26 protein-coding genes and 1 other RNA gene are annotated in these 26,702 nt (G+C 30.8%); 21 read left to right on the top strand and 6 right to left on the bottom strand.

Annotated features, from left to right (window positions below):
• Nucleotides 1-18 precede the first annotated feature (18 nt).
• From rnr to CLOTH_RS04225, 5 genes are all read left to right on the top strand, one after another.
• Complete coding sequence (gene rnr / locus CLOTH_RS04205; protein ID WP_079411514.1) at nt 19-2,145, top strand: ribonuclease R; 2,127 nt, start codon at nt 19-21, stop codon at nt 2,143-2,145.
• An 81-nt stretch (nt 2,146-2,226) separates the two neighbouring features.
• Nucleotides 2,227-2,685 (top strand): SsrA-binding protein SmpB, encoded by a 459-nt coding sequence (smpB, locus tag CLOTH_RS04210; RefSeq protein WP_079411516.1) that lies wholly within the window; start codon nt 2,227-2,229, stop codon nt 2,683-2,685.
• 11 nt (nt 2,686-2,696) lie between these two features.
• Nucleotides 2,697-3,043, top strand: a transfer-messenger RNA (tmRNA) gene (gene ssrA / locus CLOTH_RS04215).
• Nucleotides 3,044-4,308: 1,265 nt separating this feature from the next.
• Entirely contained in the window at nt 4,309-4,560 is a 252-nt protein-coding gene (locus tag CLOTH_RS04220; RefSeq protein ID WP_079411518.1) for a hypothetical protein, read from the top strand.
• A gap of 225 nt (nt 4,561-4,785) precedes the next feature.
• Nucleotides 4,786-5,271 carry an HNH endonuclease gene (locus CLOTH_RS04225; protein WP_143715415.1) on the top strand — a complete coding sequence of 162 codons (486 nt, stop codon included), beginning with the start codon at nt 4,786-4,788 and terminating at the stop codon, nt 5,269-5,271.
• A 405-nt stretch (nt 5,272-5,676) separates the two neighbouring features.
• Here CLOTH_RS04225 and CLOTH_RS04230 read toward each other — a convergent pair whose 3' ends face one another.
• The 4 genes from CLOTH_RS04230 to CLOTH_RS10570 all read right to left on the bottom strand — a co-directional run bounded on the left by CLOTH_RS04230 (nt 5,677) and on the right by CLOTH_RS10570 (nt 7,351).
• On the bottom strand, nt 5,677-6,129 hold the full coding sequence (locus CLOTH_RS04230) for an ATP-binding protein (RefSeq protein WP_079411522.1): 453 nt from the start codon (nt 6,127-6,129) through the stop codon (nt 5,677-5,679).
• Nucleotides 6,130-6,583: 454 nt separating this feature from the next.
• Nucleotides 6,584-6,715, bottom strand: coding sequence for a hypothetical protein (locus CLOTH_RS10785; protein ID WP_331722002.1), 132 nt, complete (start codon nt 6,713-6,715; stop codon nt 6,584-6,586).
• Nucleotides 6,716-6,967, bottom strand: coding sequence for a hypothetical protein (locus CLOTH_RS04235; RefSeq protein ID WP_079411524.1), 252 nt, complete (start codon nt 6,965-6,967; stop codon nt 6,716-6,718).
• Between the two features lie 210 nt (nt 6,968-7,177).
• Nucleotides 7,178-7,351 carry a hypothetical protein gene (locus CLOTH_RS10570; RefSeq protein ID WP_158080456.1) on the bottom strand — a complete coding sequence of 58 codons (174 nt, stop codon included), beginning with the start codon at nt 7,349-7,351 and terminating at the stop codon, nt 7,178-7,180.
• A gap of 395 nt (nt 7,352-7,746) precedes the next feature.
• Between CLOTH_RS10570 and CLOTH_RS04240 the strand changes: the two genes are divergently transcribed.
• Together CLOTH_RS04240 and citG are read left to right on the top strand one after the other, a co-directional pair.
• Nucleotides 7,747-9,495, top strand: coding sequence for a sensor histidine kinase (locus tag CLOTH_RS04240; RefSeq protein WP_079411526.1), 1,749 nt, complete (start codon nt 7,747-7,749; stop codon nt 9,493-9,495).
• A 52-nt stretch (nt 9,496-9,547) separates the two neighbouring features.
• The gene (gene citG, locus CLOTH_RS04245; protein ID WP_331722003.1) at nt 9,548-10,426 is read left to right on the top strand and encodes a triphosphoribosyl-dephospho-CoA synthase CitG; all 879 of its coding nucleotides are present in this window, start codon (nt 9,548-9,550) and stop codon (nt 10,424-10,426) included.
• 27 nt (nt 10,427-10,453) lie between these two features.
• On the opposite strand, the gene CLOTH_RS04250 is transcribed toward citG, so the two are convergent.
• The gene (locus CLOTH_RS04250) at nt 10,454-11,419 is read right to left on the bottom strand and encodes a sugar-binding transcriptional regulator (protein ID WP_331722004.1); all 966 of its coding nucleotides are present in this window, start codon (nt 11,417-11,419) and stop codon (nt 10,454-10,456) included.
• A gap of 367 nt (nt 11,420-11,786) precedes the next feature.
• Between CLOTH_RS04250 and citC the strand changes: the two genes are divergently transcribed.
• The 14 genes from citC (at nt 11,787) to CLOTH_RS10870 (ending at nt 25,525) form a co-directional block, all read left to right on the top strand.
• On the top strand, nt 11,787-12,824 hold the full coding sequence (citC, locus tag CLOTH_RS04255; protein ID WP_331722005.1) for a [citrate (pro-3S)-lyase] ligase: 1,038 nt from the start codon (nt 11,787-11,789) through the stop codon (nt 12,822-12,824).
• A 29-nt stretch (nt 12,825-12,853) separates the two neighbouring features.
• On the top strand, nt 12,854-13,150 hold the full coding sequence (gene citD, locus CLOTH_RS04260; RefSeq protein WP_079411532.1) for a citrate lyase acyl carrier protein: 297 nt from the start codon (nt 12,854-12,856) through the stop codon (nt 13,148-13,150).
• Nucleotides 13,150-14,055 carry a citrate (pro-3S)-lyase subunit beta gene (gene citE / locus CLOTH_RS04265; protein WP_079411534.1) on the top strand — a complete coding sequence of 302 codons (906 nt, stop codon included), beginning with the start codon at nt 13,150-13,152 and terminating at the stop codon, nt 14,053-14,055. Before citD ends, citE begins: the two co-directional genes overlap by 1 nt.
• A complete protein-coding gene (citF, locus tag CLOTH_RS04270) occupies nt 14,045-15,586 on the top strand; it encodes a citrate lyase subunit alpha (RefSeq protein ID WP_143715416.1) in 1,542 nt (513 codons plus the stop codon). Before citE ends, citF begins: the two co-directional genes overlap by 11 nt.
• Nucleotides 15,587-15,603: 17 nt before the next feature.
• Nucleotides 15,604-16,149: a citrate lyase holo-[acyl-carrier protein] synthase gene (gene citX, locus CLOTH_RS04275; RefSeq protein WP_079411536.1), complete on the top strand. Its 546-nt coding sequence runs from the start codon at nt 15,604-15,606 to the stop codon at nt 16,147-16,149.
• 116 nt (nt 16,150-16,265) lie between these two features.
• On the top strand, nt 16,266-17,036 hold the full coding sequence (locus CLOTH_RS04280) for a Na-translocating system protein MpsC family protein (protein WP_158080457.1): 771 nt from the start codon (nt 16,266-16,268) through the stop codon (nt 17,034-17,036).
• Between the two features lie 235 nt (nt 17,037-17,271).
• Nucleotides 17,272-18,606 (top strand): citrate/sodium symporter CitS, encoded by a 1,335-nt coding sequence (gene citS, locus CLOTH_RS04285; protein ID WP_079411540.1) that lies wholly within the window; start codon nt 17,272-17,274, stop codon nt 18,604-18,606.
• A 109-nt stretch (nt 18,607-18,715) separates the two neighbouring features.
• Entirely contained in the window at nt 18,716-20,113 is a 1,398-nt protein-coding gene (locus CLOTH_RS04290) for an oxaloacetate decarboxylase subunit alpha (protein WP_079411542.1), read from the top strand.
• Nucleotides 20,114-20,245: 132 nt separating this feature from the next.
• A complete protein-coding gene (locus CLOTH_RS04295) occupies nt 20,246-20,650 on the top strand; it encodes a hypothetical protein (protein ID WP_079411544.1) in 405 nt (134 codons plus the stop codon).
• Nucleotides 20,651-20,804: 154 nt separating this feature from the next.
• On the top strand, nt 20,805-21,533 hold the full coding sequence (gene sigI, locus CLOTH_RS04300; RefSeq protein ID WP_079411546.1) for an RNA polymerase sigma-I factor: 729 nt from the start codon (nt 20,805-20,807) through the stop codon (nt 21,531-21,533).
• Nucleotides 21,523-22,440 carry an anti-sigma factor domain-containing protein gene (locus CLOTH_RS04305; RefSeq protein WP_079411548.1) on the top strand — a complete coding sequence of 306 codons (918 nt, stop codon included), beginning with the start codon at nt 21,523-21,525 and terminating at the stop codon, nt 22,438-22,440. Before sigI ends, CLOTH_RS04305 begins: the two co-directional genes overlap by 11 nt.
• 66 nt (nt 22,441-22,506) lie before the next feature.
• Complete coding sequence (locus CLOTH_RS04310; protein ID WP_079411550.1) at nt 22,507-23,448, top strand: DUF5667 domain-containing protein; 942 nt, start codon at nt 22,507-22,509, stop codon at nt 23,446-23,448.
• 173 nt (nt 23,449-23,621) lie between these two features.
• Nucleotides 23,622-25,247: a S8 family peptidase gene (locus CLOTH_RS04315; RefSeq protein WP_158080458.1), complete on the top strand. Its 1,626-nt coding sequence runs from the start codon at nt 23,622-23,624 to the stop codon at nt 25,245-25,247.
• A 26-nt stretch (nt 25,248-25,273) separates the two neighbouring features.
• On the top strand, nt 25,274-25,525 hold the full coding sequence (locus CLOTH_RS10870; RefSeq protein WP_079411554.1) for a cysteine-rich small domain-containing protein: 252 nt from the start codon (nt 25,274-25,276) through the stop codon (nt 25,523-25,525).
• Between the two features lie 101 nt (nt 25,526-25,626).
• On the opposite strand, the gene CLOTH_RS04325 is transcribed toward CLOTH_RS10870, so the two are convergent.
• Nucleotides 25,627-26,697, bottom strand: coding sequence for a flavodoxin family protein (locus tag CLOTH_RS04325; protein WP_079411556.1), 1,071 nt, complete (start codon nt 26,695-26,697; stop codon nt 25,627-25,629).
• Nucleotides 26,698-26,702 lie beyond the last annotated feature (5 nt).

The following is a 26,702-nucleotide window of genomic DNA, read 5'->3' on the forward strand; positions in this document are numbered from 1 at the left end:
TTATTAGGAGGAAATAAAATGAATGTAGAGTTAAAAAACTCATTGCTTCAATTTATGAAAGAAAAGGCATACAATCCTTTAAGTGCAGAAGAACTTGCAAGTATATTTGATATACACAAATCAGAAAAGGCTATGTTTTTTAATATGCTAGATGAAATGGAGCAAGATGGGTATATATACAAAACTAAAAAGAATAAATATGGATTGCCAAGTAAAATGAATTTATTTGTAGGAAGACTCTTAACTCATCAAAGGGGGTATGGATTTGTAATTTCAAATGAAGAAGCTATGGAAGACTTATTTATACCTGCTAATTGTATGAATGGAGCACTTCACAACGACAAAGTAATAGCAAGAATAATGGAAAGCTCAACAGAAAGCAAAAGAGCTGAAGGAGAGATAATAAGGATAATAGAAAGAGCAACCAAAACTGTTGTTGGAACTTATGAAGGAAGCAAGAATTTTGGATTTGTAGTTCCGGATAATAAGCGTTTTGGAATGGATATATATATACCAAAAAGTCAAAATATGAATGCCAGAGATGGATACAAAGTTGTATGTGAAATAACCCAATGGCCACAAAAGGGAAGAAACCCTGAAGGAAGAATTATAGAGATCTTAGGTAAAAAGGAAGATGTAGGTATAGATATATTATCTATAATAAGACAACATGACCTTCCTGAAGAGTTTCCTAATAAAGTATTAGCAGAGGCTGACAAGGTAGATGAAAATATACCTGATGAAGAAATAGAAAGAAGATTAGATTTAAGAGATAAAATAACATTTACTATAGATGGAGCAGATGCTAAAGATTTAGATGATGCTGTATCAATTGAAGTTTTAGAAAATGGAAATTATAAACTAGGAGTTCACATAGCAGATGTTACTCACTATGTAAAAGAAAACTCTAAACTTGACAAGGAAGCTTTAAAAAGAGGAACTTCAGTATATTTAGTAGATAGGGTTATACCTATGCTTCCTAAGAAACTTTCAAATGGAGTATGTAGTTTGAATCCGAATGTAGATAGATTGACACTATCTATATTCATGGAAATTGATAAAAATGGAAATGTATTAAATTATGACATAGCAGAAACAGTTATAAATTCTAAAGCTAGAATGGTATATACGGATGTATCTGATATACTCGAAAATGAAGATCAAGATTTAATAAAAAAATACGAAAATTTAGTTCCTTATTTTAGAAATATGGAAAAGTTAGCAAGAATACTAATGGAAAGAAGATATAAAAGAGGGGCTATAGATTTTGATTTCCCAGAAGCTAAGATATTATTAGATAAAAAAGGTCGTGTGGAAGATGTAGTAAAATATGAAAGAAGAATAGCTAATAGGATAATAGAAGAATTCATGCTTGTAAGTAATGAAACTATAGCTGAGCATTTCTATTGGTTATCAATTCCTTTTGTCTACAGAGTTCATGAAACTCCACACGTAGAGAAAATTGAGAATTTTAATAAGTTCTTATCGGCTTTTGGATATTTTATAAAAGGAGATCTTGAAAGCGTACAGCCAAAAGCTTTACAACAACTTCTTGAAGAAGTTGAAGGAAAAAAAGAAGAAAGAGTTATAAATACACTTATGCTAAGGTCTTTAAAACAAGCAAGATATTCTCCTGAATGTATAGGACACTTTGGTCTTGCTGCAAAATACTATTCACATTTTACATCTCCTATAAGAAGATATCCTGATCTTCAGATACACAGGATAATTAAAGAATTCTTAAACAAAAAGATAACTAGCTCAAGAAGTGAAGCTTTAAAGCATATAGTAGCATATTCAGCTGAACAATCTTCACTAAGAGAAAGAGCAGCAGAAGATGCAGAAAGAGATGTAGAAGATCTCAAAAAAGCAGAGTATATGTCAAGTAAAATAGGAGAGGAATTTGATGGTATCATATCAAGTGTTACCTCTTTTGGAATATTTATAGAACTTGACAATACTATAGAGGGTCTGGTAAGATTATCTTCGCTAGATGATGATTACTATATATTTGATGCAAATAGCTATACCTTAAGAGGAGAACATACTAAGAAGACATATACAATAGGAGATGAAGTTAAGGTAAAAGTTAGCAAAGTGAATATAGAGCTTAAAGAGATAGAGTTTTCAATACTTCAAGACTAGGACCCCCTAGTCTTGACACTTAAAATTTATTGTGGTAAGATAGATTTCACAGTAAGGATTCAACAAATAGAGGGTGGGTTTATGAGTGAAGGAATAAAGATTTTAGCACAAAACAGAAAAGCAAAATACAATTTCTTTATAGAAGAAACATATGAAGCAGGGATAGAGCTAAAAGGTACCGAAGTAAAATCTATAAGAGGTGGAAAAGTAAATCTTGCTGAAGGTTTTGCATCTGTAGATAATGGTGAAGTTTTTTTAAAACAAGTTCATATAAGCCCATACGAACAAGGAAATATATTTAATGTTGATCCTGTTAGACCTAGAAAGTTATTACTTCATAAACATGAAATAAGAAAATTAATAGGAGCAATAAAAGAGAAAGGATACTCACTAGTTCCGCTTAGTATGTACCTAAAAAGAGGAAAAGTTAAAGTATCTATAGGACTTGCGAAAGGTAAGAAATTATACGATAAAAGAGAAGATATAGCTAAGAAAGATGCTCAAAGACGTATGCAAAGAGAATTATCAGGAAAGTATTAAACCCTTAACATGGGGGCGTAAAGGTTTCGACGGGGGTTTGGACCCTAGAGTAGCGAGTCGTGTTTCTCTGGACACGTAAAAAACTGGGGATTAAATATAAACGCAAACGATAATTACGCTTTAGCAGCTTAGTAGCTGCTCGTCCTACCTAGCTGCCCACAAGCTAGACTAGGGCGTCGACTCAGTGGGGAACTATCTTTAGGGTGTCTCGACTAAAGATGGATTGATTGAGACTAGCTGATCTCAAAGCCTTCTATTGGGCGTTGGGTGATGCGAAGCTCTAAAACAATAGATACGCTCGTAGAAGCTTTAGGCAAAGGACTTTCGGACAGGGGTTCGATTCCCCTCGCCTCCACCAATATGCTATATCCTATTGATACGATACTAACCTGCTGATTTTAGTGGGTTCTTCTGTTTTTGGGAAATTTGTTCACAAAGGTGATTTTAAAATATATATTAAAAACAAGAGGCATAGAAAATTATATACTATTAACGCATAGAAAAACCTATTTTAGTCTTTATACATAGTTTTTTTGAAACCTTAGTCAAAATAGATTGATTAATGTCTAGAGCAGTATAAAATTCTTATACATATTATGGATAGGATTTAATTTAACAGTTGAAAAAACTGATTTTGGGGAGTTTTGAAAAATGACCTATAGGACTTAAATCTTTCAATGGTTTAAGATGGGTACAGAGGAAGTAAATGTGACATGTTTGAAGGGATTAGTATTTTCTATAGATATAAGATTAAAAAGTCATGACATTTTAATTTGATATTAAAAAAAAGAAGCAGATAGTGAACGAACATGTTTACTACCTGCCTTTATTTTTGCCTGCTGACTTATAATCTTCCAAAAAACTAGGGGGCGGTAAAGCGGGCTTGAAGTATTTAAAAACTTAGAAAATCATCTATTAACTAAGAAAAAGAAACAATTTGACAATTTAGAAAACATACGAAAAATAGATAATCATAAGGGTTGTAGACTACCTATGAGGGATTGAAATGTTCTATAACTTTATGTAAGACTTTTCTCTAGCTATACTTTCAATAAGATGAAGTATATACCTGGTGAGACGCTGTAAAGATATATACTGACTTTCACGTTACGGTGATGTTATTATTTTGACAATTCTATCGGAGTCAGCAATAACAAGAGCATCTTTAAGGTCAGTTTTATCAATATCTACAAAGGAATTCTTGTAATCAGCAATAATTTTTGGATTCAGAGAGTAACTTTTGATCTAAACCGATAATTCCCCATGAGATGATAAGAAATTTGCTAAGTGTCAGCTATGGAGTAGGGTTGATTCCACAACTAAGGTAAGATATGACAGATTCTTTCCTGAAGGTAGTGCAGTATTTTGACACTATATGGTTGATTATTTGTTGCCTAAAATGATAAAGGAAACACTCTTAAACAGAAGCAGCACGATAGTGGCCAAAAGGTAGAGTTAGAATATACATATACTGATTCATCTCTTCTACTACTATGCAGGGGTATATCTGCACTAGTCTTATACTATATAATTTCCACCAATTTTATTGTTTTAATGGTAAGCTTAGTCACAGGAAATTAATTTAAAACTGACTACTAAATTAATTATAAGAGGAGTGATACAATGTTAAATATTATTGCACTTTTAATAGGATTAGCACTATTTTTATTGATGGCACCTGTTTTTATTTTTTTACTTGTAATGTTTATTATTTATAAAATTTATGAGTCTCTGTACTTTAGAAGTAAAAAATTTAATCAAATTAAAGAGGAAATAGAAGCTTATGTTAATGAATGCAATGATTTAAATCAACATATTGAAGAATTAAAGCAATCCTATGTAATTTTAAATAAAAAAGACTATGGTTTAGCGTAGGTAAAAGATAATAGTAAATATAATTATAAGAGAAAAGAATTAGATAAATTTTCATGTTCAAAGCATGTCTATAATTGTAGCTTAAGTGTATGTAGAAATGCACAGGTACAACCATTTAAATATATCTCCAAATACTTTAATATTGATAAAAATGAAGAGACACTTGAACACTTTGAAGAGTTATTAAATAACTTTTCTGCTGTTGAAGAAGGTAAAAATTATTTGATGATCAAGAAAGAAAAAATACTTAAAGATATTAAAAATAGAATTACGTTCTTAATAAAGCATCTTTCAAAAAAGAAATTAGAAGAAAAGTTGGGATTTGAAGAAATTGATTTTTCAGATTTGTATTTTCCAAAGTATACCTTTCAATATATTAGTCCTGGTGGAAATTCTTCTATGAGTGTAGATGTTAAATTTGATCTCGAAAATTTAGAAAAATTTATTGAGTACCTGAGTGAAAAGATTAAATGGCAAAATAGTGTAGAAGGACAAAGAGCTTTAATGACACCAAAATTAAGAGAATTTATAAAAGAAAGAGATAATTATACATGTCGTATTTGTCATAACTCAACAGAAAAAGAACCTAATTTGTTATTAGAAATTGATCATATAGTGCCTATATCTAGGGGTGGAAAGACAGAAGTAGAAAATTTACAGACACTTCGTTGGAAATGCAATCGTAGAAAAGGTGCAAAATTGGTAGTGTAAGTATTTAAAATAATCTGTGCACTTTAAATAATTTATTTTTGGTTCATTGTTAATAGCTAGGGTGGGCGTTTATTAAAATGCCTGTCCTTTCTTATTTGATAAGTATTTTAGAAAGATAGGCTTGAAAGGGAGACATCTACCTTAAAAATTACATGACAAAAAGAGCAACGGAAGTGGTTTATGATGAAATTGTTAATGTCCACTTGTTGGATACTTCCTTTCAGATAGTATTTTGTGTGTAATTTAGTTTACCAGGTATCTAAAGCAGGTGCACATTTTGCGTAAAAAATATACTGGGGATACGTCTCAACATTTATTTAAAAATACATAGTAAGAAGAAGGGACACTAAGGATTATATACAATTAACGTATAGAAAAAACTATTTTAGTCTTTATATATAGGGCTTATAAGTGATTTTCTGCATGAGCTTTATTTAATTGCATGATTAGATCATTACAAGAAATAAAGTAGTTAATATATCTTTTCTTAGCTGCAGCTATTCCTAGTGCACAGCTAAGTGAGTTTTTTATCAGCCCCAGAAGATCCAAAAATAAAACGTTTTCTTTATTTTCCATAAATCTCAAACTCTCTAAATCTAATAACCGAGATTTATTGATATAAGGTTGAAAATCAAAATCTGATAGAGTTTTATTGTAGGGGAAAGTAGAAACGGCTATTTGTATTTTAGAAGCCCTTTCATTTCTAAAATCAAGTTCTTTTCCAACTAGCTCTAGAAGGGCGTCTGTAAAAGGAATTTCGCGCTTAGCTACCTCATTTAAATAATTAGGTAAAAAGGTTCTAAACCTCTCTAATTTAAGAGACTCTAAGTTATTGAGTAGTTTAGTATATGAACTCATTCAATTAATCCTCAAAAAGAACATCCGTATTTTTAAAATTTTGCTCAATGAATAACTCAATATCTTGGTCAGAGCAGTGCCTAAAAGCATCTGACTGCAATATGTGCTTTGCATGGGTCTTTTTTGTACTGGAGAATTTTATCGGAAATTTGATGACAAACAACCAAGTCTTTATTAAAATAAATGTATAATTGAGAATCAATTTGTTATACTGTTAAATAGCTACCAATATAATTGGTTGAAACAGAGTATTTTTTACCTTTATATCTGATCATGGATTCGTTAGTATCTTATATTGTTTTTCTTGGTGGAAATATGATAAAAGGATATCCATTGTAGGTAAAGGGTTTAGATACTCTTTTTCTTTTTCATATCTTAAGGCTGGGATTTTGTTTGTTGCTTGTGGAATTTAATTATTTATATCTTCCTTCATTAAAAGATTTAGCGATACTTTCTAACTAATCAATGTATCAAACTCTCCATTATACGGCGTTAGCTTATCTACTAGCTTTGCAAGTGCCTTAACCTTTCCTTTACTTTTTGGTCGGTAAAGACTACATGTTATTACTTCAAACCCAGCATCCATTTAAAAATGTTTAAGAACTTTATTTATTAAAACATTTTTAAAGGTATTATTATTTCTATCAACAACTGTTGACATATTATCAAATAGAATTTCTAGAGGCACATCTTCATAGTATCTAAAACCTTCAAACAAACACTCAAATAGTGTTTCTTGAGTTCTATTAGTTATGAGTTTTAAGAAATTAAGTCTAGAATAGCCTAAGACTATTAAAAATATATTTAATTTAAATATTTCTCCATGCCTATTAATCATTTTTATACTTTCCTTCCAGTCAACCTGTGCTTGAAGACCACAACTAGTATAGAATCTAATAGTTGCTTTTTCTATTTCAGATTTTTTGTGCCTTTTAATAAGGTTGTTTACGGTCTAGTAACCTCCATCATATCCATTTTGAATGAATTTAAAAACTGCCATAGAATTTGAACTAGAGTTATCAACGTTATCTATTAGGATTTCTTTATATTAATCAAGTTTACTTTTTAATTTTCTTGGTTTTCTTAATTCATTTCCTAGATTGGCAATGGATCTACCTAAAGTTCCTCTATCACAGTTAAATCTTCTAGCTAGTTCATTTTTATTCAATAGTCCAAACTCCTCTCTCATAAGTTTTATTTGATTAGACATATCTTTATGCATAATATTTCCCCAATTGTTTTTGAAATATTATACTAAAAAGTGTACAAATCTGTGTACTTTGAGATTAGAATTTTTGGCTAATTTAATTATGTAATCTAGAGCTATTTCTTACAGACATAAGACTTAAAAGTCATGACACAGCAATTTGATATAAAAAAAGAAGCAGAGAGTGAGAGAACATGTTTCTATTTGCATTTATTTTTGCTGTCAACCTATAAATCAGACAAAAGGGTATTCTCAAACACGGCCTGCTTACGCTAATATAGCAATAGCAAAAGATTGCTTTTTATATCTTCATAAATTTCTTATAGAAATTATTATCACTTTACTATTACAAAACACAATTTTAGATGATATAATGACATAGATTTTATATTTAATCAAGGGTGATAATTATGAATATACAACAGCTAAAGAAACAATGCGATATAAAAATATTGAGATTAATCTTTTATACTCTTGTTATTATGGGGAGTATACTAGCAGTTCTAATCAATAGCCATAACTATTATAGAGATATCGTCATAAAGTCACAGCAGGAAAATATATTAAATATCGTTACTGCAGCCTCATCACAGCTAGAGCAATACTTCAGTTTGAAAGAACATCATTTAAGAGAAATATTAAAGGATTTAGAACTACAACAAGAATTTGCACAGCTTGCAAATGGCGAAAAAGAGAATATTAATTTAATAGATTTACTATATAGATTAGGAAAGAATGAATATATAGCAATTGAATTGATTGATAGGGATGGAGATATATTAAAGGTTTATACCGACTATAATGATTATGAATATAAGGAAGGGGAAGATATTGCTAAAGCTATAAGGACTCATAAAGATGTATATTTCATAGATGTATTTGGAAATCAAAGCATTAATATTACTCAAGCTGTTAAATCGGACGATGAGTTATTAGGTTTTGTAAGAGTAAAAATAGATTCAGACTATATATATCACGTTTATTTAGCGGACTATCAATTGAACCAGAAGGGGTATATTTCTCTTAAAGATAATCAGGGGAGATTGTTTTTACATCCTTCTATGAAATTTATAGGAGAGGAAGTTGTACATGCTAGGAAACAACAATATCCAAATTATGATTGGAGCGAATTAGAGGAAAATGTTAGGAGGCAGATAAATAAAGAAACGGGAGTGGGAATATATCACTCAATATGGCCTGGGGATGATACTAGAGTCAAAAAGCTAAATGGGTTTACCTTTGCAGATATAGGGGATACATTTATTATATTAAACTTTTCTGCAGACTATAAAGAAACTATGGTAAGTTTTGAAGGTATTACTAATGCAACAATAGCTATAGCTATTCTACTAATTATAACTAGTTTGATTATTATTATATATATTTATAGGGTAGAAATGAAAAAAAATGAAATTGTACTGGAGTCTATTTATTTCAATGAACTTAAAGAGAAGAATGCTCTAATTATGCATCAGTCTAAATTTGCCGCAATGGGAGAAATGCTTGCAGCAATAGCACATCAACTCAAGCAGCCATTAAATGCTTTAAAGATATCTTTGTATAATATTGAGGACTACTATAATTACAAGGAGAATAATGAAGAGTATTTAAATATACTACTACGATCGAATTATAAATTCGTAGATAAGATTTCTAAAACAATAGATGACTTTAAGTACTTTTTCAAACCACAAGATGAGGATCAAATATTCAATATATATGATGCGATTGAATTTGCGATTGAATTAAATATGTCAAGAATAAATGAGTTAGAAATAAAAGTCGATATCTACGGGGATAAACAGTTAAAGATAAATGGCGAAAGTAATATTTTCTCACAAGTCGTCCTAAATCTATTAAACAACTCCATAGATGCACTAAAAGAAATTAAAGAGAATAAAAGTATAAAAATTTATATAGAGGATAAGAAAACGGAAATCATTATACAAATTATAGATAATGGTGGAGGTATAAAAAAAGAGGTGATTGAGAATTTATGGAAGCCGTATGTTACAACTAAGGGGAACAAAGGAACTGGGCTTGGCTTATATATATCTAGATATATTATCAAAGAAAAATTTAATGGAGAATTAGTTGTTGAGAATGTAATGGATGGAGTGAAAGGAAAGATTATTATACCAAAAGAAAAGCGGTATTAACAAATTTAGTAAGTTTTTCCTATGCAAATAATTGATTTAAGGGGTTGTTTAGATGTTGAATAATGAAAAAATATATAATGTAAATGATACTGCTTTTATTATAGGGAATTTTGCGGTAGAAGCAATGCTTTATGAAGTTTCGTGTTATCCATCGCCAGGACTTGTTTCTCCAGTATCAAATGGAGCTCACAAAGATATGAACTATTTTACGTTTATTGATAGTACGATGGCTCTTAGTAAATATTTTATTCTATTTGCCCAGGAAGGTTTCACAGATTGTTCATATAAGGAAATGTTTAAACGAATTAGAAAAATAGGTATCGATGCTGAGAAAGATATGTTTGCTAAGACTAAAGGGGTTAATACTCATAAAGGTATGCTATTTCTTATGGGCATTTCTTGTGCAGCAACAGCAAAAGCTATACATGAGAAAAGAAGTTTTAGTGAAATTCAAGGTATTATTAAGATGATGACAGAAGGTATTGTAAAAGAAGAACTTTTAACATTGGATGAAAGAGAAGGTTTGTCAAATGGTGAGAGATTATATCTAAAGCATAAAGTAGCAGGAATAAGAGGGGAAGTAGAAAGTGGAATACCAACTGTTTTCGATTTTTCCTTAGATATTTACAAAGATTGCGGTGGTTTATCGATAAATGATAGATTAATTCATACTTTAATAGCGATTATGCAAAAATGTGACGACTCAACAATTCTTCATAGGCATTCTATTCAAGTACTAAATGAAGTAAAAGGAAAATCAAGAGAAATTATAGCTAGTGGTGGAATGAAAACAAGTATTGGTAAAGAAAAAATTGACCAGTTGTGCATAGAATTTATTGAAAGAAACATAAGCCCAGGAGGAAGTGCGGACTTACTAGGAGTGACAGTATTTTTTGATTTAGTTGAGAAATATATGAAAAAGTCAACTTAGGATTTACCAAGTTGACTTTTCATCCGTTTAGTCTATATCAATGTCAGCTAGGGCTAAAACTTTTGAAGCAGTTGAAGCATCTGAAATTAAAACATTAATATACTTTCCTCTTAATGCTCCTAATATTGATTCAGCCTTATACTTTCCAGAGGCAACTCCGATAGTGTATTTAGCTTGGCGAATTGCACTTAAGTCTGTTCCAATTATCTTTTTATTTATATCTATATCTACTTCTTCTCCATTAATATCAAATAAACGAGCATATATGCAGCCAACCGATTTTTTAGAATTTATATAAAAATTCTTATTTTCAACTAAATAATTTGACCATAGAGTAGATGCGAAAACTGCATCTATGGTTCCAATACCAGTTAGAATAACATCACATTTGCTAGCTAAAAATAGAGTGTCGTTGATAACTGGTTCTTGAAGTAAAGCTGTCCTCACATAATCATTATCTATATATAAAGGTGCATATAAATATTTATATCTACCACCATAAGCATTCGCAAAGTTGCGAATTAATTCATGGGAATCAATAAGTGGGTTATCTTTTGCTGCTGCCCCAAGAACCTGAACTGCTGTGATGGATTTTTTATTTTTAGGATGTAGGTGCTTAATCACGTTAAAAATTGTTTTTCCCCACAATATACCTACGATTGAATTCTCAGTTATTATACTATCTATATACTCAGCACCTAATTTTCCTAAGTAATGGATTGTTTCGTCGTGGGACATAGTATGATTGTTTAGTACAATTGCATGGGTTAGTTTAAAGTGCTTCATCAGCAAATCTTCAATTTCTGTTGATCTTTCATTAGGTTGATTTATGATTATCTCAACAACATTTCTATCTCTGGCTTCTTGAAGTAGTTTAGATATTTTAAAACGTGTTGTAGAAAAATGGTTAGCAATTTCAGATTGTGTCATATTTCCTTCGTAATACATATCAGCAAGTTTTGCGAGAAATTTTAATTTTTCTGCGTCACTCATCTTTTCGTAATCCTTCATAATATTGACTCCTCAAATAATAATTTTAATTATTTTATTTCTGTTAATTAATAATATTATATCTTACAAATTATTGACTAACAAGGTAAAAGGACTTCTATCATATGTTTTAATTTCTAACAAATGATAAACAAATTAACGAATGTTATAGAAATATGTGTAGATACATTGAAATTAATAATAACAAACAGGCTTTATTGAAAAAAAGTAGATACAAGTAAAAAAAAAAAAACTAAACATATGTTAAGTGTTCAAAACAAATGTTTTGACGAATAGATATCTTTTTGGTATTATGAATTTAAAGAAAAGCTAACACCAGTAAAATTACTTTTATACAAAGTCTAAGGGGGTGGCTGAAGTGGAATTCTTAAATCTAAGGGAATGTATTATTGAAAACAATGATATTATTCAGAGAAGATTAATAAATAAATTCCTTGTAGATCAAGGATTGAAAGTTGAAGACAATGTAGAATACACTTTTGCTTTGTTAAATGAAGAAAGTGTTGTAGCAACTGGTTCATTAGATGGTAAAGTTATAAAATATGTTGCAGTAGATGAAAGTTATCAAGGGATTGGTATTGCAAACAAGATCGTTTCAAACCTGATAAATGAAGCTCATAGAAAAGGAACACAACATCTATTTGTTTATACAAATCCAAAGAACTTAAATATTTTCTTAGATTTAGGTTTTTATGAAATAGCACAAGTTCCAGGAATGGTTGTATTGTTAGAAAACCAAAATAGAGGCATCGATAACTTTATGAAAGAAATTTCATCTTCAAGAAAAGATGGCTTAAAGATCTCAGCTATTGTGGTTAACTGCAATCCATTCACATTAGGGCACCAGTATTTGATAGAGAAGGCTGCTGAGGAAAGTGATATTTTACATATCTTTGTTGTGTCTGAAGATAAATCAGACTTCCCTACAGAAATCCGTTTAAGACTAGTAAAAGAAGGGACTAAACATCTGGAAAATGTTGTAGTGCATCAAACTAAAAACTATTTAATTTCCAGTGCTACATTTCCATCGTATTTTATGAAAAGATATGATGATATAGTAAAAACTCATGCATTATTAGATATTGAGATTTTCGCAAGATATTTTGTACCAGCTTTAGGCATTAATCATAGATATGTTGGAGAAGAACCATTTTGCCAATTAACTTCAACATACAATGATACTATGAAGATAGTACTACCAAAATATGGTATTAAAGTTGTTGAAGTGCCTAGAATGAAAGAAGGCACAGAAGTTATCAGTGCATCAAGGGTAAGGAAATTACTAAGAGAAGGTAAGTTAATTGACACAAAGAAATTGCTACCAATAACAACTTATCAATTTCTTACATCTCAAGAGGGTCAAAAAATAATAGAAAAAATAAAATAGCTAGGCTAGTCAAATATAGGAGGTAAACTATGGAGATAAAAACTATTGCAATGGCGGGGACATTGGAATCTAGTGATGTTTCAATTATTGTTGAACCAAATCATGGCGAAGGAATAATACTAGAATTAAATAGTCTTGTAGAAAAGCAATATGGTGAACAGATTAAAAGTGTTGTGTTGCAAACCCTTGAAGAGTTAAAAGTGAAGAATGCAACTGTTAAGATTAATGATAAAGGGGCTTTAGACTGTGTAATTATAGCAAGATTACAAACAGCAGTATCAAGAGCTGCACAGATAGAAACCTTCAATTGGGGGGAGGAGAAATAATGTTGAAATTAAGAAGGACTATGATGTATGTTCCAGGAAATAATCCAAGTATGGTAAAAGATGCTCATATTTTTGGTGCTGATACAGTTATGTTTGATTTAGAAGACTCAGTATCAATTAATGAAAAAGATTCTGCAAGGTTTTTAATTTACAATGCGTTAAGAAATATTGATTACGAGGGAACTGAAATAGCAGTTAGAATTAATGGACTAGATACACCATTTGGATTGCAGGACCTAGAAGCTATTGTTAGAGCAAAGCCAGACATTATTCGTCTACCTAAAACTGAGACGCCTCAAGATGTAATTGAGGTAGAGAAAATTATAGAAGGAATCGAAAAGAAAATAGGTATGGAAGTTGGAACAATTAAAATGATGGCAGCTGTAGAAAGTGCACTTGGTATTATTAATGCTCATCAAATTGCTACTGCTAGCTCAAGATTAGTTGGAATAGCTATTGGTGCAGAGGACTTTGTTACTGATATGAAAACTACTCGTTCCTTAGATGGTGTTGAACTATTAACTGCGAGAAGTCAACTATTATTAGCTGCAAGGGCAGCTGGAATCTACGCTCTCGATACGGTGTTTTCAGATGTAAATGATGAGGAAGGTTTCGCAAATGAAGTTAAGCACATTAAACAGCTAGGATTTGATGGTAAATCTGTTATTAATCCTAGACAAATAGATATTGTACATGATATATATACACCTACTGATAAAGAGATAGAAAAATCTATACGCATAATCAATGCAAGTAAAGAGGCTCTAAAGAAGGGATTAGGCGTTGTTTCGCTTGATGGTAAGATGATAGATAAGCCTATTATTGAGCGAGCAGAAAGAGTATTAACTTTAGCTCAAGCAGCCGGTGTATATACAATTGAAGGAGGGGAAAAAATTGGCTACTAATAAAATAGGAAGAGAAATTCCAGATTATATAGAAGGAATTGGAGAGCTGAGGGCGTATAAAGGACCTTTTAGTATCAAACCTACAACGCGTAAATTTGGTCGAAAAATTTCAACAATAACCCCTAAAGAGAGTAAAATGTTGGAGAGTATCGAAGAAGCTATCATTGAAACTGGATTAAAGGATGGTATGACAATTTCTTTTCACCATCATTTTAGAGAAGGGGACTACATCATAAATATGGTAGTAGACGCCATTGCTAAACTAGGTATAAAAAACATTACCTTAGCTCCAAGTTCTCTGAATAGTGTACATGCACCAATTATTGAGCATATTGAGAATGGCGTTATTACTAAAATAGAAACTAGTGGGTTGAGAGGTTCTCTTGCAGATGCTATCTCAAAAGGTATTTTAGAATATCCCGTTAAGATCCGCTCCCATGGAGGCAGAGCTAGAGCAATAGAGGCAGGAGAAGTGAAGATAGATGTAGCATTTTTAGGTGTACCTGCATGTGATGAATATGGTAATGCAAATGGGCATTCAGGAAAATCATTCTGTGGTTCATTAGGTTATGCTAAAGTAGATGCACAATATGCTGATAAAGTTGTTTTAATTACTGATAATTTAGTTCCATATCCTAATGTTCCTGCAAGTATCTCACAAACTGATGTAGACTTTGTAGTTAAGATTGATGCTATAGGAAACCCTAAGGGGATAGTTTCTGGTGCTACTAGATATACAAAAAATCCTAGAGAATTACTAATTGCTAAATATGCTGCAACGGTTATTAAGGAATCTGGATACTTAGTAGATGGCTTTTCTATGCAATGTGGTACAGGAGGTGCATCTCTTGCAGTAGCTAGGTCTATTAAGCAGACGATGATAGAAAAAAATATCAAAGCGAGCTTTGCGTTAGGAGGTATTACAGGCCAGTTTGTAGAAATGTTAGAAGAGGGATTGATTGGTAAACTATATGATACTCAGTGCTTCGATTTAACTGCTGCTAAATCAATAGGAACAAACCCTAACCATGTTGAAATAGATGCAGGATTCTATGCTAATCCACATAACAAAGGTTGTGCAGTAAACATGTTAGATATTGTCATTCTAAGTGCATTAGAGATAGATACTGACTTTAATGTAAATGTTATAACAGGCTCGGATGGAGTATTAAGAGGAGCGTCAGGAGGTCATTGTGATACTGCTGCAGGATCAAAACTATCTATTATAGTTGCACCATTAATTAGAGGTAGGATACCTACTATAGTAGAAAGTGTAAATACTGTAACTACTCCGGGTGAGACGATTGATGTAGTAGTAACAGATAGAGGAATTGCGATAAATCCATTAAGGACTGACTTAATAGAGAAGCTATCAAATACAAATTTACCTTTACTTACTATAGAAGAATTAAAAGAAAAAGCTGAAAAAATCGCAGGTAAGCCAAAGGCAATTGAGTATGGAGAAAAGATTGTTGCACTTGTTGAATATAGAGATGGAACAATTATTGATGTTATCAGAGAGGTAAAATAAATCAGAGGTGGTACTCAATGCTTAGTATAGATATACAAAAGTTGCAAAAGGTTCTTTATGGAAGAGAACAAAGGGTCAAACTACAAAGAGAATTATTAAAGAATTATAAAGTTCCCTTAATCTCATTCACTCTAAATATTCCTGGACCGGAAAAAAATAGTATATTATTTAATGAAATACATAGTATTGGTGTACATGTTTTGGAAAAAGAACTAGAAGATAGAAATATACATATTGTTTATAGTCAGTCTAACAGTAGCTTTGCTGGACTTGAAAAATTTCTATGTGTAGATTGGGATGTTGATTCTATAAAAAGGCTAACTGTATCAATCGAACAGAACCATGATTTAGGGAGATTGTTTGACTTTGATATACTTAGTGAAGATGGACATCAAATAAGCAGAGAATCACTGGGGTTACAAGGACGTAAATGTCTTTTGTGTGGCGAGAAACCCATAGTGTGTATCCGAAGTAAAAAACACTCCCTAGATGAATTGTTAAATGCTGTGCATGCCATAATTAGAAAATATGAATTGAATAATAACTTAAAACTAGCTGAATAAGAATCAAAAGAGGATTTTAGAAAAAATCCTCTTTTTGGTTGAAAAGTAATAGTTTGATTATGATGTTTTGTAATGGTCTATTCTACTTCTTCAAAATATTTCATAAGGAGGATAAAATGAGTATTGATAGTAGTTTATTGAAAAATCTGAAGGTACTCTATGTAGAAGACGAGTTAGAAGTAATCCAACAAATGAGTTTCTTTCTAAAGAAAAGAGTAGGAAAACTTATTGTAGCAGAAAATGGTATGAATGGATTTGAGTTATTTAAGAATCATCTTCCAGATCTAGTATTAACTGATCTTAGGATGCCTGTCATGGATGGTATGGCTATGATAAAGGAAATAAGAAAAATTAGTGATGTACCCGTAATTGTTACCACAGCCTTTTCTGATAAAGATATTATTTTAAAGGCAGTGGATTTAGGAATTGATAATTATATTTTAAAACCTCTAGATGCAAGAGAATTAGTAAACATCTTAGAAAAAACTGCTGTTAAAGTATTAAGAAGTAGGGGTACTTTGTTAAAAGTAAGAAGTACAGCCATGTCCATCGAAGAAAAGAATAGTTTAGAAGAAAAGATAAGAAATGGAATTGCAAGATTTATCAAAGAAAAGACAGGTAAAGGTCCTCAGAATGTTAAGGCTTTTATTCATGGAGATAGTTTAGAAGTAGAAGTTATGGATGCTTTTACTAAAATGGAAAAGACATTGTTAGGAAATGAAAAAAATATATCTATAGTAAAGTATAACAGGGAAATTCTATACAAAGACTCTGAAAGTGAACTAACTAATTTTTTAAAGGATATTCTCCAATGGGAATCAAGATTAAAAACAGTTGAAATAGACACATCGAAAGACATAAATAGAATTAAATTTGACTTTATTTAAAAAAAACTTTACAAATTTTATAAAATAATATATATTATGAGTATAGCTAAGTTTGAAAAGGTTTTCAGAGAAAGGCTTTTCAGAATAGCTAATATATAAAAAGTGAATTTAATACGATAATTAATATATGTTGAACTTATTTAAGAAAGTCTATTGATTTAGCTTAAAAAGGTCAACACAGGAATGTATATTTCTGTGTTGACCTTTTTTAATTTAAACAAAAGGAGGTAAATTTATGGTTAATCAAGAAAAGATTCAAAGAAAAAGTGCAATTGAACAAATGAAAGGCTTTAAGGTTTATGGTATACCGATGTCATTATTTGTTCTATTTGCAGCAGCTGTTATTGCAGCATCTTTAACAGATGTTCTTCCAGGGAACATTGTAGGAGCATTAGGTATTAGTTTGGTTTTAGGAATTATATTTGGTGAAGTTGGAGACAGAATACCAATTTGGAATGAGTACGTTGGTGGAGGAGCCATTCTTGCTTTTCTAGGATCTGCTTATTTAGTGTATGCTGGTATCATGCCAGAAAAAACTGCTGATACGATCTCTAATTTTATAGAAACTACGAATTTTCTGAACTTATTTATTTCTGTATTAATAACTGGAAGTATATTATCTGTACAGAGAAAACTTTTACTAAGAGCATTAGCAGGGTATATTCCAACAATAATTTTTGGTGTAATCGGAGCAATGGTTTTTGGAGCAATAGGTGGACTTATGACAGGGATTTCTGTAAGAGACGTAATAACAATGTATGTACTTCCTATTATGGGAGGAGGAACTGGAGCTGGAGCATTACCAATGAGTGAAATTTATGCTGCAACAACAGGGAATGATCCAAGTAATTTCTTATCATTTGCTTTCCCTATTTTAACAATTGCTAATATTGTTGCTATTATAGTAGCTGCACTGTTAAATAAATTAGGAGAAAAGAGAAGTGAATTAACAGGTCATGGAGAATTAGTTAGAAGTAAAAGTGGAGATATTAAAGAAGCTAAAGTAGATATTAAAGTAACAAACAGTGAACTTGGAGCAGGATTAGTATTATCAACAGGATTTTTTATCTTAGCAACGCTAGTGAGTAGAAAGATTTTACCAACTATTTTTGGTGTTCAAATTCATACATTTGCTTACATGGTGTTGTTTGTATCACTATTCAATGCACTAAACATTATTCCTCAAGAATTAAAGCAGGGTGCTAAGAAATTACAAAGTTTCTTTTCAGGACAATTTTTATGGGTAATTATGATTGGTGTAGGGGTAGCTTATACAGATCTTGGAGAAATAATAGCTGCGCTTACTATTAAAAATGTTATAGTTGCGACATTTATTGTTCTAGGCGCTACTTTTGGAAGTGCTGCATTCGGATATTTAGTAGGTTTCTTCCCAATTGAATCAGCTATTACAGCTGGGTTATGTATGGCAAATAGAGGTGGTTCTGGAGACTTAGCAGTTCTAGGAGCAGCAAAGAGAATGGATTTAATTTCTTGGGCTCAAATCTCATCAAGACTTGGTGGGGGTATCATGCTAGTAATTGCAAGTATTGTATTTGGGATGTTCTATTAAGTAATTAACAATCTAAAAAGTTATAGATATTTCAATATGGCAGGTAGAAACAGTTGCTACCTGCTATATTTACATTTTATCAGAAACTATAAAGGGAAGGAGTAAAAGTATGGCCGGAGTGAAAATAACAGAGACAGTATTAAGAGATGCCCATCAATCATTGATTGCTACTCGTATGAATATAGAAGAGATGTTACCGATATTAGAAACTCTTGATAAGGTAGGGTACCATTCATTAGAGGTTTGGGGTGGAGCAACTTTTGATAGTTGTCTTAGGTTTTTGAATGAAGATCCTTGGGAAAGATTAAGAACAATTAGAAAACATGTAAAAAATACTAAGCTTCAAATGCTCTTAAGAGGTCAAAATCTTTTAGGGTATAAACATTATGCTGATGATATAGTAACTGAATTTATACATAAGTCGATAGTTAATGGTATAGATATAATACGTATATTTGATGCTCTAAATGATGTTAGAAATATAGAAACAGCACTTAAGGCAACAAAAAGTGCAGGTGGGCATGCTCAAGTGGCTATTTCATACACTATCAGTCCTGTACATAATATAGATTACTACATTAAATTAGCAAAGCAAATGGAAGAAATGGGTGCAGATTCTATTTGTGTAAAGGACATGGCAGGAATTTTAACTCCATACACCGCATTTGAATTAATTACAAATCTTAAAGGATTCATAAAGGTGCCTGTTCAGCTTCATACACATTATACAAGTGGAGTGGCTTCAATGACATATATAAAAGCTATAGAAGCTGGTGTTGATGTTGTTGATTGTGCAATTTCACCAATGGCATTAGGAACATCTCAGCCTCCTACAGAATCTCTTGTGGCTTCTTTACGAGGAACACAGTATGATACTGAATATAAATTAGAGATATTAAATCAAATAGCTGAACACTTTATACCAATTAGAGAAAAATATATTAAGAGTGGGCAACTAGATCTTAAAGTTTTAGGGGTGGATATTAATACATTAGTATACCAGGTGCCAGGAGGAATGTTATCAAATCTTGTATCTCAATTAAATATGCAAAATGCATCTGATAAATATGGGGAGGTACTAAAAGAAATCCCACGAGTAAGAGAAGAATTAGGCTATCCACCATTAGTTACACCTTTAAGTCAAATGGTTGGTACACAAGCAGTTTTTAATGTTGTTCTGGGAGAACGTTATAAGGTTGTGCCTAAAGAAATAAAGGCATACGTTAAAGGTGAGTATGGTAAACCAGCAGCACCTATATCTAAAGAAATTCAGCAAAAAATTATTGGTAGTGATGAAGTAATTGAAGGAAGACCTGCGGATCGTATTCCACCTCAACTGAATGGATTTAAGGAAGATATAAAGGAATTTATAGAGCAGGAAGAAGATGTATTGTCATATGCTTTATTTCCACAAGTTGCAATAGAATATTTTAAATTTAGAAGATCACAAAAATACAAAATTGATAGTGTATGTGTTGATTTAGAACGAAAAACACATCCAGTATAGAAAAAGAAAGCCTTTTGCAATTCAGAAGGCTTTCTTTGTTCTTGTGGGAAAATATGTGTAAGTGATAAAATAAAAGTGAGATTATTCATATATTTACTATATAGATTCTAATTTTTAGGGAGGATAGGTTCTATGCAAAGAAAATATATAGTTTTTGCAGTTTCTATGATGGTATTAGTTTCAATTGTATTTATTACTAGGCAAGGTCAAGATAGATATTACCCAGAGATGTCATATGATATACTTAATTATGAGGAAGCACCCCAATTTTTGAAAGATATAATAAATGATCAATTAATTCTAGACAGGGGAGATTCTACAATTAAAATGGGAGACGGTACATATATTATACTAATACCGCCTAAAAATCATTCAGTAGAAGTTTTGTCAGTAGAAAAAAATATAAATTCATTTAATGGAATTATTTACAGATATAGATATACAGATAAAGTTAGTGATAACATATTAGATAATATAAAGATAATAAAAGTAAGCAATTTCAGTGGCAGCGTCACTGGTAGTTTTACAAGTAGATAATAAATTCAGGAGTTGAAGTAGGAATGCCTACTTCTTTTTTTGTAACAATATATGAAATAATAAAAAACACTTTTGGCAAAAACTATTTAAAATGGATACCGAAAAGGATATATACTAACGTATTACTATAGTAATTGGAGGTGAAATATAGTGTATGCATACAGGGTTATTCAAAAAAGACTCCTTCAGTAAGAGATTACAGAAAATAAAAAATAATGACAATATAGAAAGAGAAAAGCTGATTGAAGAATATATACCATTTATAATAAAAACTATAACAACTATAACAAATAGATATATAGAGTGTGAAAATAGTGATGAGTATAGCATTGGACTAGAGGCCTTTAATGAGGCTATTGATAAATATGATATTAGCAAAGGAAGCTTTGTTGCATTTGCACAGTTAGTAATACAAAGTAGAATTACAGATTTATTGAGGAAAAATAAAAAGTATAACAAAGTTACTCAGTTAAGCCAGTTAAGTGATGATGATCAGACAAATATTCAATATAAATCGATAAGTAACAGCTTTGAAGATAATATAGATATGAAAGAAGAGATTATAGAATTTAAAGAAAAGCTAAGTGAATACAATATTACCTTTAGTGACTTAATTAAAGAGTCACCAAAGCATGATGATACACGAATAAATGCTATTAAAATTTCTAATAGTATTGTAAATTCCCAAGACATAATTGATGAGATAATTAATAAGAAGAAATTTCCTATTGTCAAGATATCAAGGGAGTTACAAGTTTCTCCGAAAGTGCTAAAAAGAAGTAAGAAGTTTATAATTGCAACCGTTTTAATATTGAGTTGTGATTTTCAGTTAATAAAGAATTATCCAATGAGGATTTTAGGAGGTGATAGAAATGATTTATAAAGGATGCATAGTGAGTGTTGAAAAAAACTACTCAGTTGTGATTACGGAAAAAATGGAGTATATAAAAATCATTAATAAAGAAGAAATGAAAGTAGGAAACAAGATAATATTTTTAGAAGATGATATATATGTAGAAAAAAGATATGTAAATAGATATATAGGTTTGATAGCAGCTATGTTATTTTTAGTGATTATTTCCATACCTTTATTAAGAAATCTAAATACATCTATACATAGTGCTGTAGCTATAGTGAGTATAGATATAAATCCAAGTATAGAATTTGAAATCGATAAAGATTATATAGTAATAAAAGCAATTCCATTGAACAGTGAAGGGCAAGATGTAATTTCTAAACCACTTGAAGGAATCCAAATAGATAAAGCTATACTTTCAGTAGTTAATAATGCTAAAGATAAAAATTATATAACTGACGAAAAAAATGAGGTTATTATAGGAACGGCCATTATTGATGATAAATTTATAGAAGACGAAGAATTTATATATAAGAATATAGAAAAGCGAATAGAGAGTCAAGAAGTTACAAAACAACTAAATATTGTGTATACTGTAGCATCAAAAGAAGATATTAAAGACGCGAAGAGTCAGAGAATATCTATTGGAAAGTATGAGAAACTCAAGCAAGAAAATAAAAGTAATATAAATCAGATTAATAGCAAAGTTGAACAAATTAAGAATGATGAAATAAAGGAAGAGAAAAATAAATCTGATAAAAAAAGTAATGAAATTATAGAGAAAGTAAAAGATATTAAAATAAATAAAGATCATATTCAGCAAATGAAAAATAATGAAAAAGAAAATAAGGTAAGAGGCAAAAAAGATGATACAGTGAAGCCTAATAGAAGTGATGAAAAAATAAATAAAAATAACAATAAAATAGGCCCCTAAACTATTTAATACCTTCGTATATCTATAGTGAAAATTAAGATATACATAATACAGGAGGTATTTATTATGAAACTAAAGAGATATATTAGTAAAATTATAGTAGCTAGTGTTATTATAGCTACACTTTCAGGTCCGTTTTACTCAGTAGGCATTTATGCAAATCAATATGGCGAAACTGAAATCTTCAAAGAAGAAGCAAACTTTGAAGAAGATATAAATCAAGAGGACAGTGTATTTGTTGATAAAGAAGAAAATGAAGAAATAGTAAAAGTAGTAGTAGAAGATGTTGTAACAAAACCTGGAGATATATTTTACTTATTTAAGATATTAACTGAAAAAATTAGGATGGCACTAACATTTGATGATGTACAAAAAGCTAAATTACTAATTGAATTTACAGAAGAACGTATAAAAGAAGCTGAAGAGTTATTTATAAATGGTGATGAGGAATTAGCTTATGAAACGTTAGAGAGGGCATTAAAGCATCAGGATTTGGCACTTGAATATAGCGAAAAAATAGAAGAAAAAGAAGAAGAAATACAACAAGACATCGATAATCAAGACAATACAGTAGAATCTAGAATCTCAACAAATATCTTAGCACTTACAAAAGCTATGGAGAGAGTAAAAAACCCTAAAGCTAAACAGGCATTAGCAAGAAATATCGAAAGAGCGACTAGAAGGATGGAAAGGTTAAACTTAGCTGATGAAGGAGCAAATATTGAGGTAAATGGGATTGAAGAAGAACTACCTAATGAAGAAGTAGAGGTTACAGTTAAAGAAGACAAAATAGAGCCTAACAAGAAAGATGATATAGTTACTCAAAATAGTAATAACAATATACTTAAAAATAAGTCTAGAGCAGTTCAAGAAATAAAGGAAGCTAAAATGGAACATAAAGAGAAAAAAGAAAATATTAAGGAAATGAAAAATAATAATGGGCAAAAGGTCAAGGAAGCTAAAAGAGCTGTTAAACAAGGTAGAAAAAATGAAAAAGGTGAGCAATAAAATAGGGCTGTGGAATGGTAAACCACAGCCTTATACATTTATATTATATATAATATTTACCTTCTTTGCGATACTAAAAAACTAGAATATAATATATTATGAGATATGTTGTACTAAGAATATTAATGTTTTAATATATTTAAGATATAATAAATGAAATGGGGGGGAATTTTATGAGAAAAGTTGTGTCGATATTTGTGATTTTGATTTATATATTTAGTACTAATTTATACTCTCATGAATATGAGCCCTACGACGATAGATTACTAGTTGTTTTTAAAGACGAAGTGGACAGGTCTATAATAGAAAATTTGAATGGCAAGATAGTAAGCGAATTCGAAAATATTCCTATGTTGAGTGTAATTATTCCGTCGTCAAGAACTAAATATCTTATGAATAATTCAGCGATAGAGGCTATAGAGTATGACAATATAGTTGAGATTAAAGGACAGGTAATAGACTGGGGAATAGAAAGGATAAATGCTAATAGAGCTTGGAATTTAGGTTATACAGGAAAGGGAGTAAAAATAGCTATAATAGATACAGGAGTAGACAAAAACCATGAAGATATTAAGATATTAGGAGGAGCATCTTTTGTAGATTATACGAGCTCTTATAATGATGATAATGGTCACGGAACTCATATAGCTGGTATTATTGGAGCTAAAAATAATGATTTTGGAGTTGTAGGAGTTGCACCTGATTCTGAAATATATGCAGTAAAGGCTTTAAATTCAGATGGTATAGGATATATATCTCATATAATTGCAGGGATAGACTGGGCAATAACTAACAAAATGGATATTATAAATCTTAGTCTAGGATCTAATACTCATTCACTAGCTCTCAAAAGTGCTGTAGATAGAGCATATGATAATGGGATTTTAGTTGTTGCGGCAGCTGGAAATGAAAGAGTTATAACTTATCCTGCTATGTATGACTCTGTAATTGCTGTATCGGCTATAGATTCTTTAAATAATATAGCTTCATTCTCTGCAATTGGAAGAGAGATAGAGGTATCAGCACCAGGAGTAAGTATTTTAAGTACACACTTAAACAATAAATATAAAAAATTAAGTGGAACATCAATGGCATCTGGATATGTTACAGGAAATATTGCATTGTTGATTGAGGCTAATAGAAATTCTAGTCACAAAGAGATACGAAGTCTATTAACTAACAATGCTATAGACTTAGGTCTTGCTGGAAGAGATGAAATGTATGGGTATGGACTTGTTCAATTTCCGTATTTAGTAATGAATATAAATAAATTCATGGATATAGGTGGACATTGGGCGAAGGACGATATATTGTGGACAAGTGATAAAGGATTGATGATTGGAACCACCAATAAAACCTTCTCACCAAATGAACCTTTGACAAGAGCACAAGCAGCTACAATATTTGTGCGTGCACTGAATTTAGAAAATTCAAGAGTTGAAACTTCTTACTTTAATGACATAGGTAACCACTGGGCAAAGAATAGCATTGAAATAGCATATAGTAACGGGTTAATGGTAGGAATGGGAGAAGGTATATTCTCTCCAAATACATTAGTTACTAGGGAGCAGATGGCAGTTATCCTAGAAAGGATACTAAATCACGAGAAAATAGAACATAAAAATATAACATTCAAAGATATTGATAAAAATAGATGGTCTTATACTTCTATAATACGAATGGCAAACCTAGGTATATTTGCAGGCTACCAAGATGGAACATTTAGACCTATAGAGGCACTTACTAGAGCACAAATGGCAGCCTTGATGAGAAGAATATATAGATACATTGAAAATTAAATACACAACACAAGAAGGGGGATAAAATGAAAAATTCTTACAAGTTTTTTCAAAACAAAGAGTGTGAATACTTTCCATGTCACAAAGTAAAAAATGAGGAAAGTTTCAACTGTCTATTTTGTTATTGTCCACTATATTTCTTAGAGAATTGTGGTGGGAACTGTGAAATTACAGACGGAATAAAAAATTGTATGAACTGTACAATTCCACACTGTGAAAAAGGGTACGAATATATAATAGACAAAATATGCAAAGCTATTTATGTGCAAAAAAAATAAGGTGAATTCACCTTATTTTTTTATAATGAATAGGAAATTATAAACTTTTTGAATTGTGGATAATTTATAATTTCCGTTATGAATTTCAAAAAAGTCTACCTTTAAAATCTTTCAAAGAAAGACTTTTTTATGTTTTTGAGTATGTTCTGTGCAAAGAGTCTAGCCTTTTCTTCTATATTAGGAACTTTTAATATGCTTTTAGGATCATTTGCTGTTTCCATAATACAAAAGTAAGGCGGAAGTCTAAAGCCTTTATTTATATTCAAAGCCCCTATGAGTTGCTTTGCAACACAGTCACTTCCAGAGTTTCCAGACACTATAATTGAAAACAAATACTTATTGTAAAAATCTGTTTTTTTATAAAGTACTGTTAGTCTATTAATTACAGCCATCAATTTAGCAGATACAGCATCATTATAATTAGGACAAATCCATATTATATAATCAGCATTTTCTATAGAAGGTAGTAGCTTATCAGTTACAACTCCTTCGTAAAAACATGTATTTTGTTTGCTATAATTAGTACAAGTTTTATAAGAACATCCCTTACAATCTACTATTGTTCCATTCTCAACGTGAAATTCATCAATGTAGCAGTAATCTTTAAGATATTCTTTAGTCATATTCCAAAGTAAGAGAGTATTAGATGTTTTGTATGAGCTAGAATGAAGGGCTAAAATTTTTGGACTTTGTATGATAGGTGGTAAGTCATTAATGAATGACTCACCTAAGTTTTCGCAAAGATGAAAACAAATATTCTCAAGAGACATATCTAGAGTTTTTTGCCATGTTTTAAAATTACTTAAATCTCCAGTAGCTTCAATTAAAGGATGCCCTTTGAAAGAACAACCTAGCCCGTTTGCTAAGAATATGATATTTTTAGCTGCACTTTTTGTATATAAGGCACTAGAGCTTCTTATTAGAATTATTGCACTTGATCCTAATAAAGAATCACTTCCTCTTTTGTATAAGCTTGAGAATATCTCTAATAATGGTAAGTTAGACCCACACTCATCAAGTTCAACTGCAAATAGTATCTTTTTATCCTTAAGATCAGGAATTTGGCATGAATTATCAATTAAGGTATATGGAACTTTACCTGTAACCTTCTCAACCATATTTTTAAGAAACTGGGATGTACCTCCTGGCATAATTACATACAGACAATCCATAAAAA

Origin of the sequence: Alkalithermobacter paradoxus, assembly GCA_002029295.1 — a bacterium.
GTDB classification, from domain to species: Bacteria; Bacillota; Clostridia; order Peptostreptococcales; family Peptostreptococcaceae; genus Alkalithermobacter; species Alkalithermobacter paradoxus.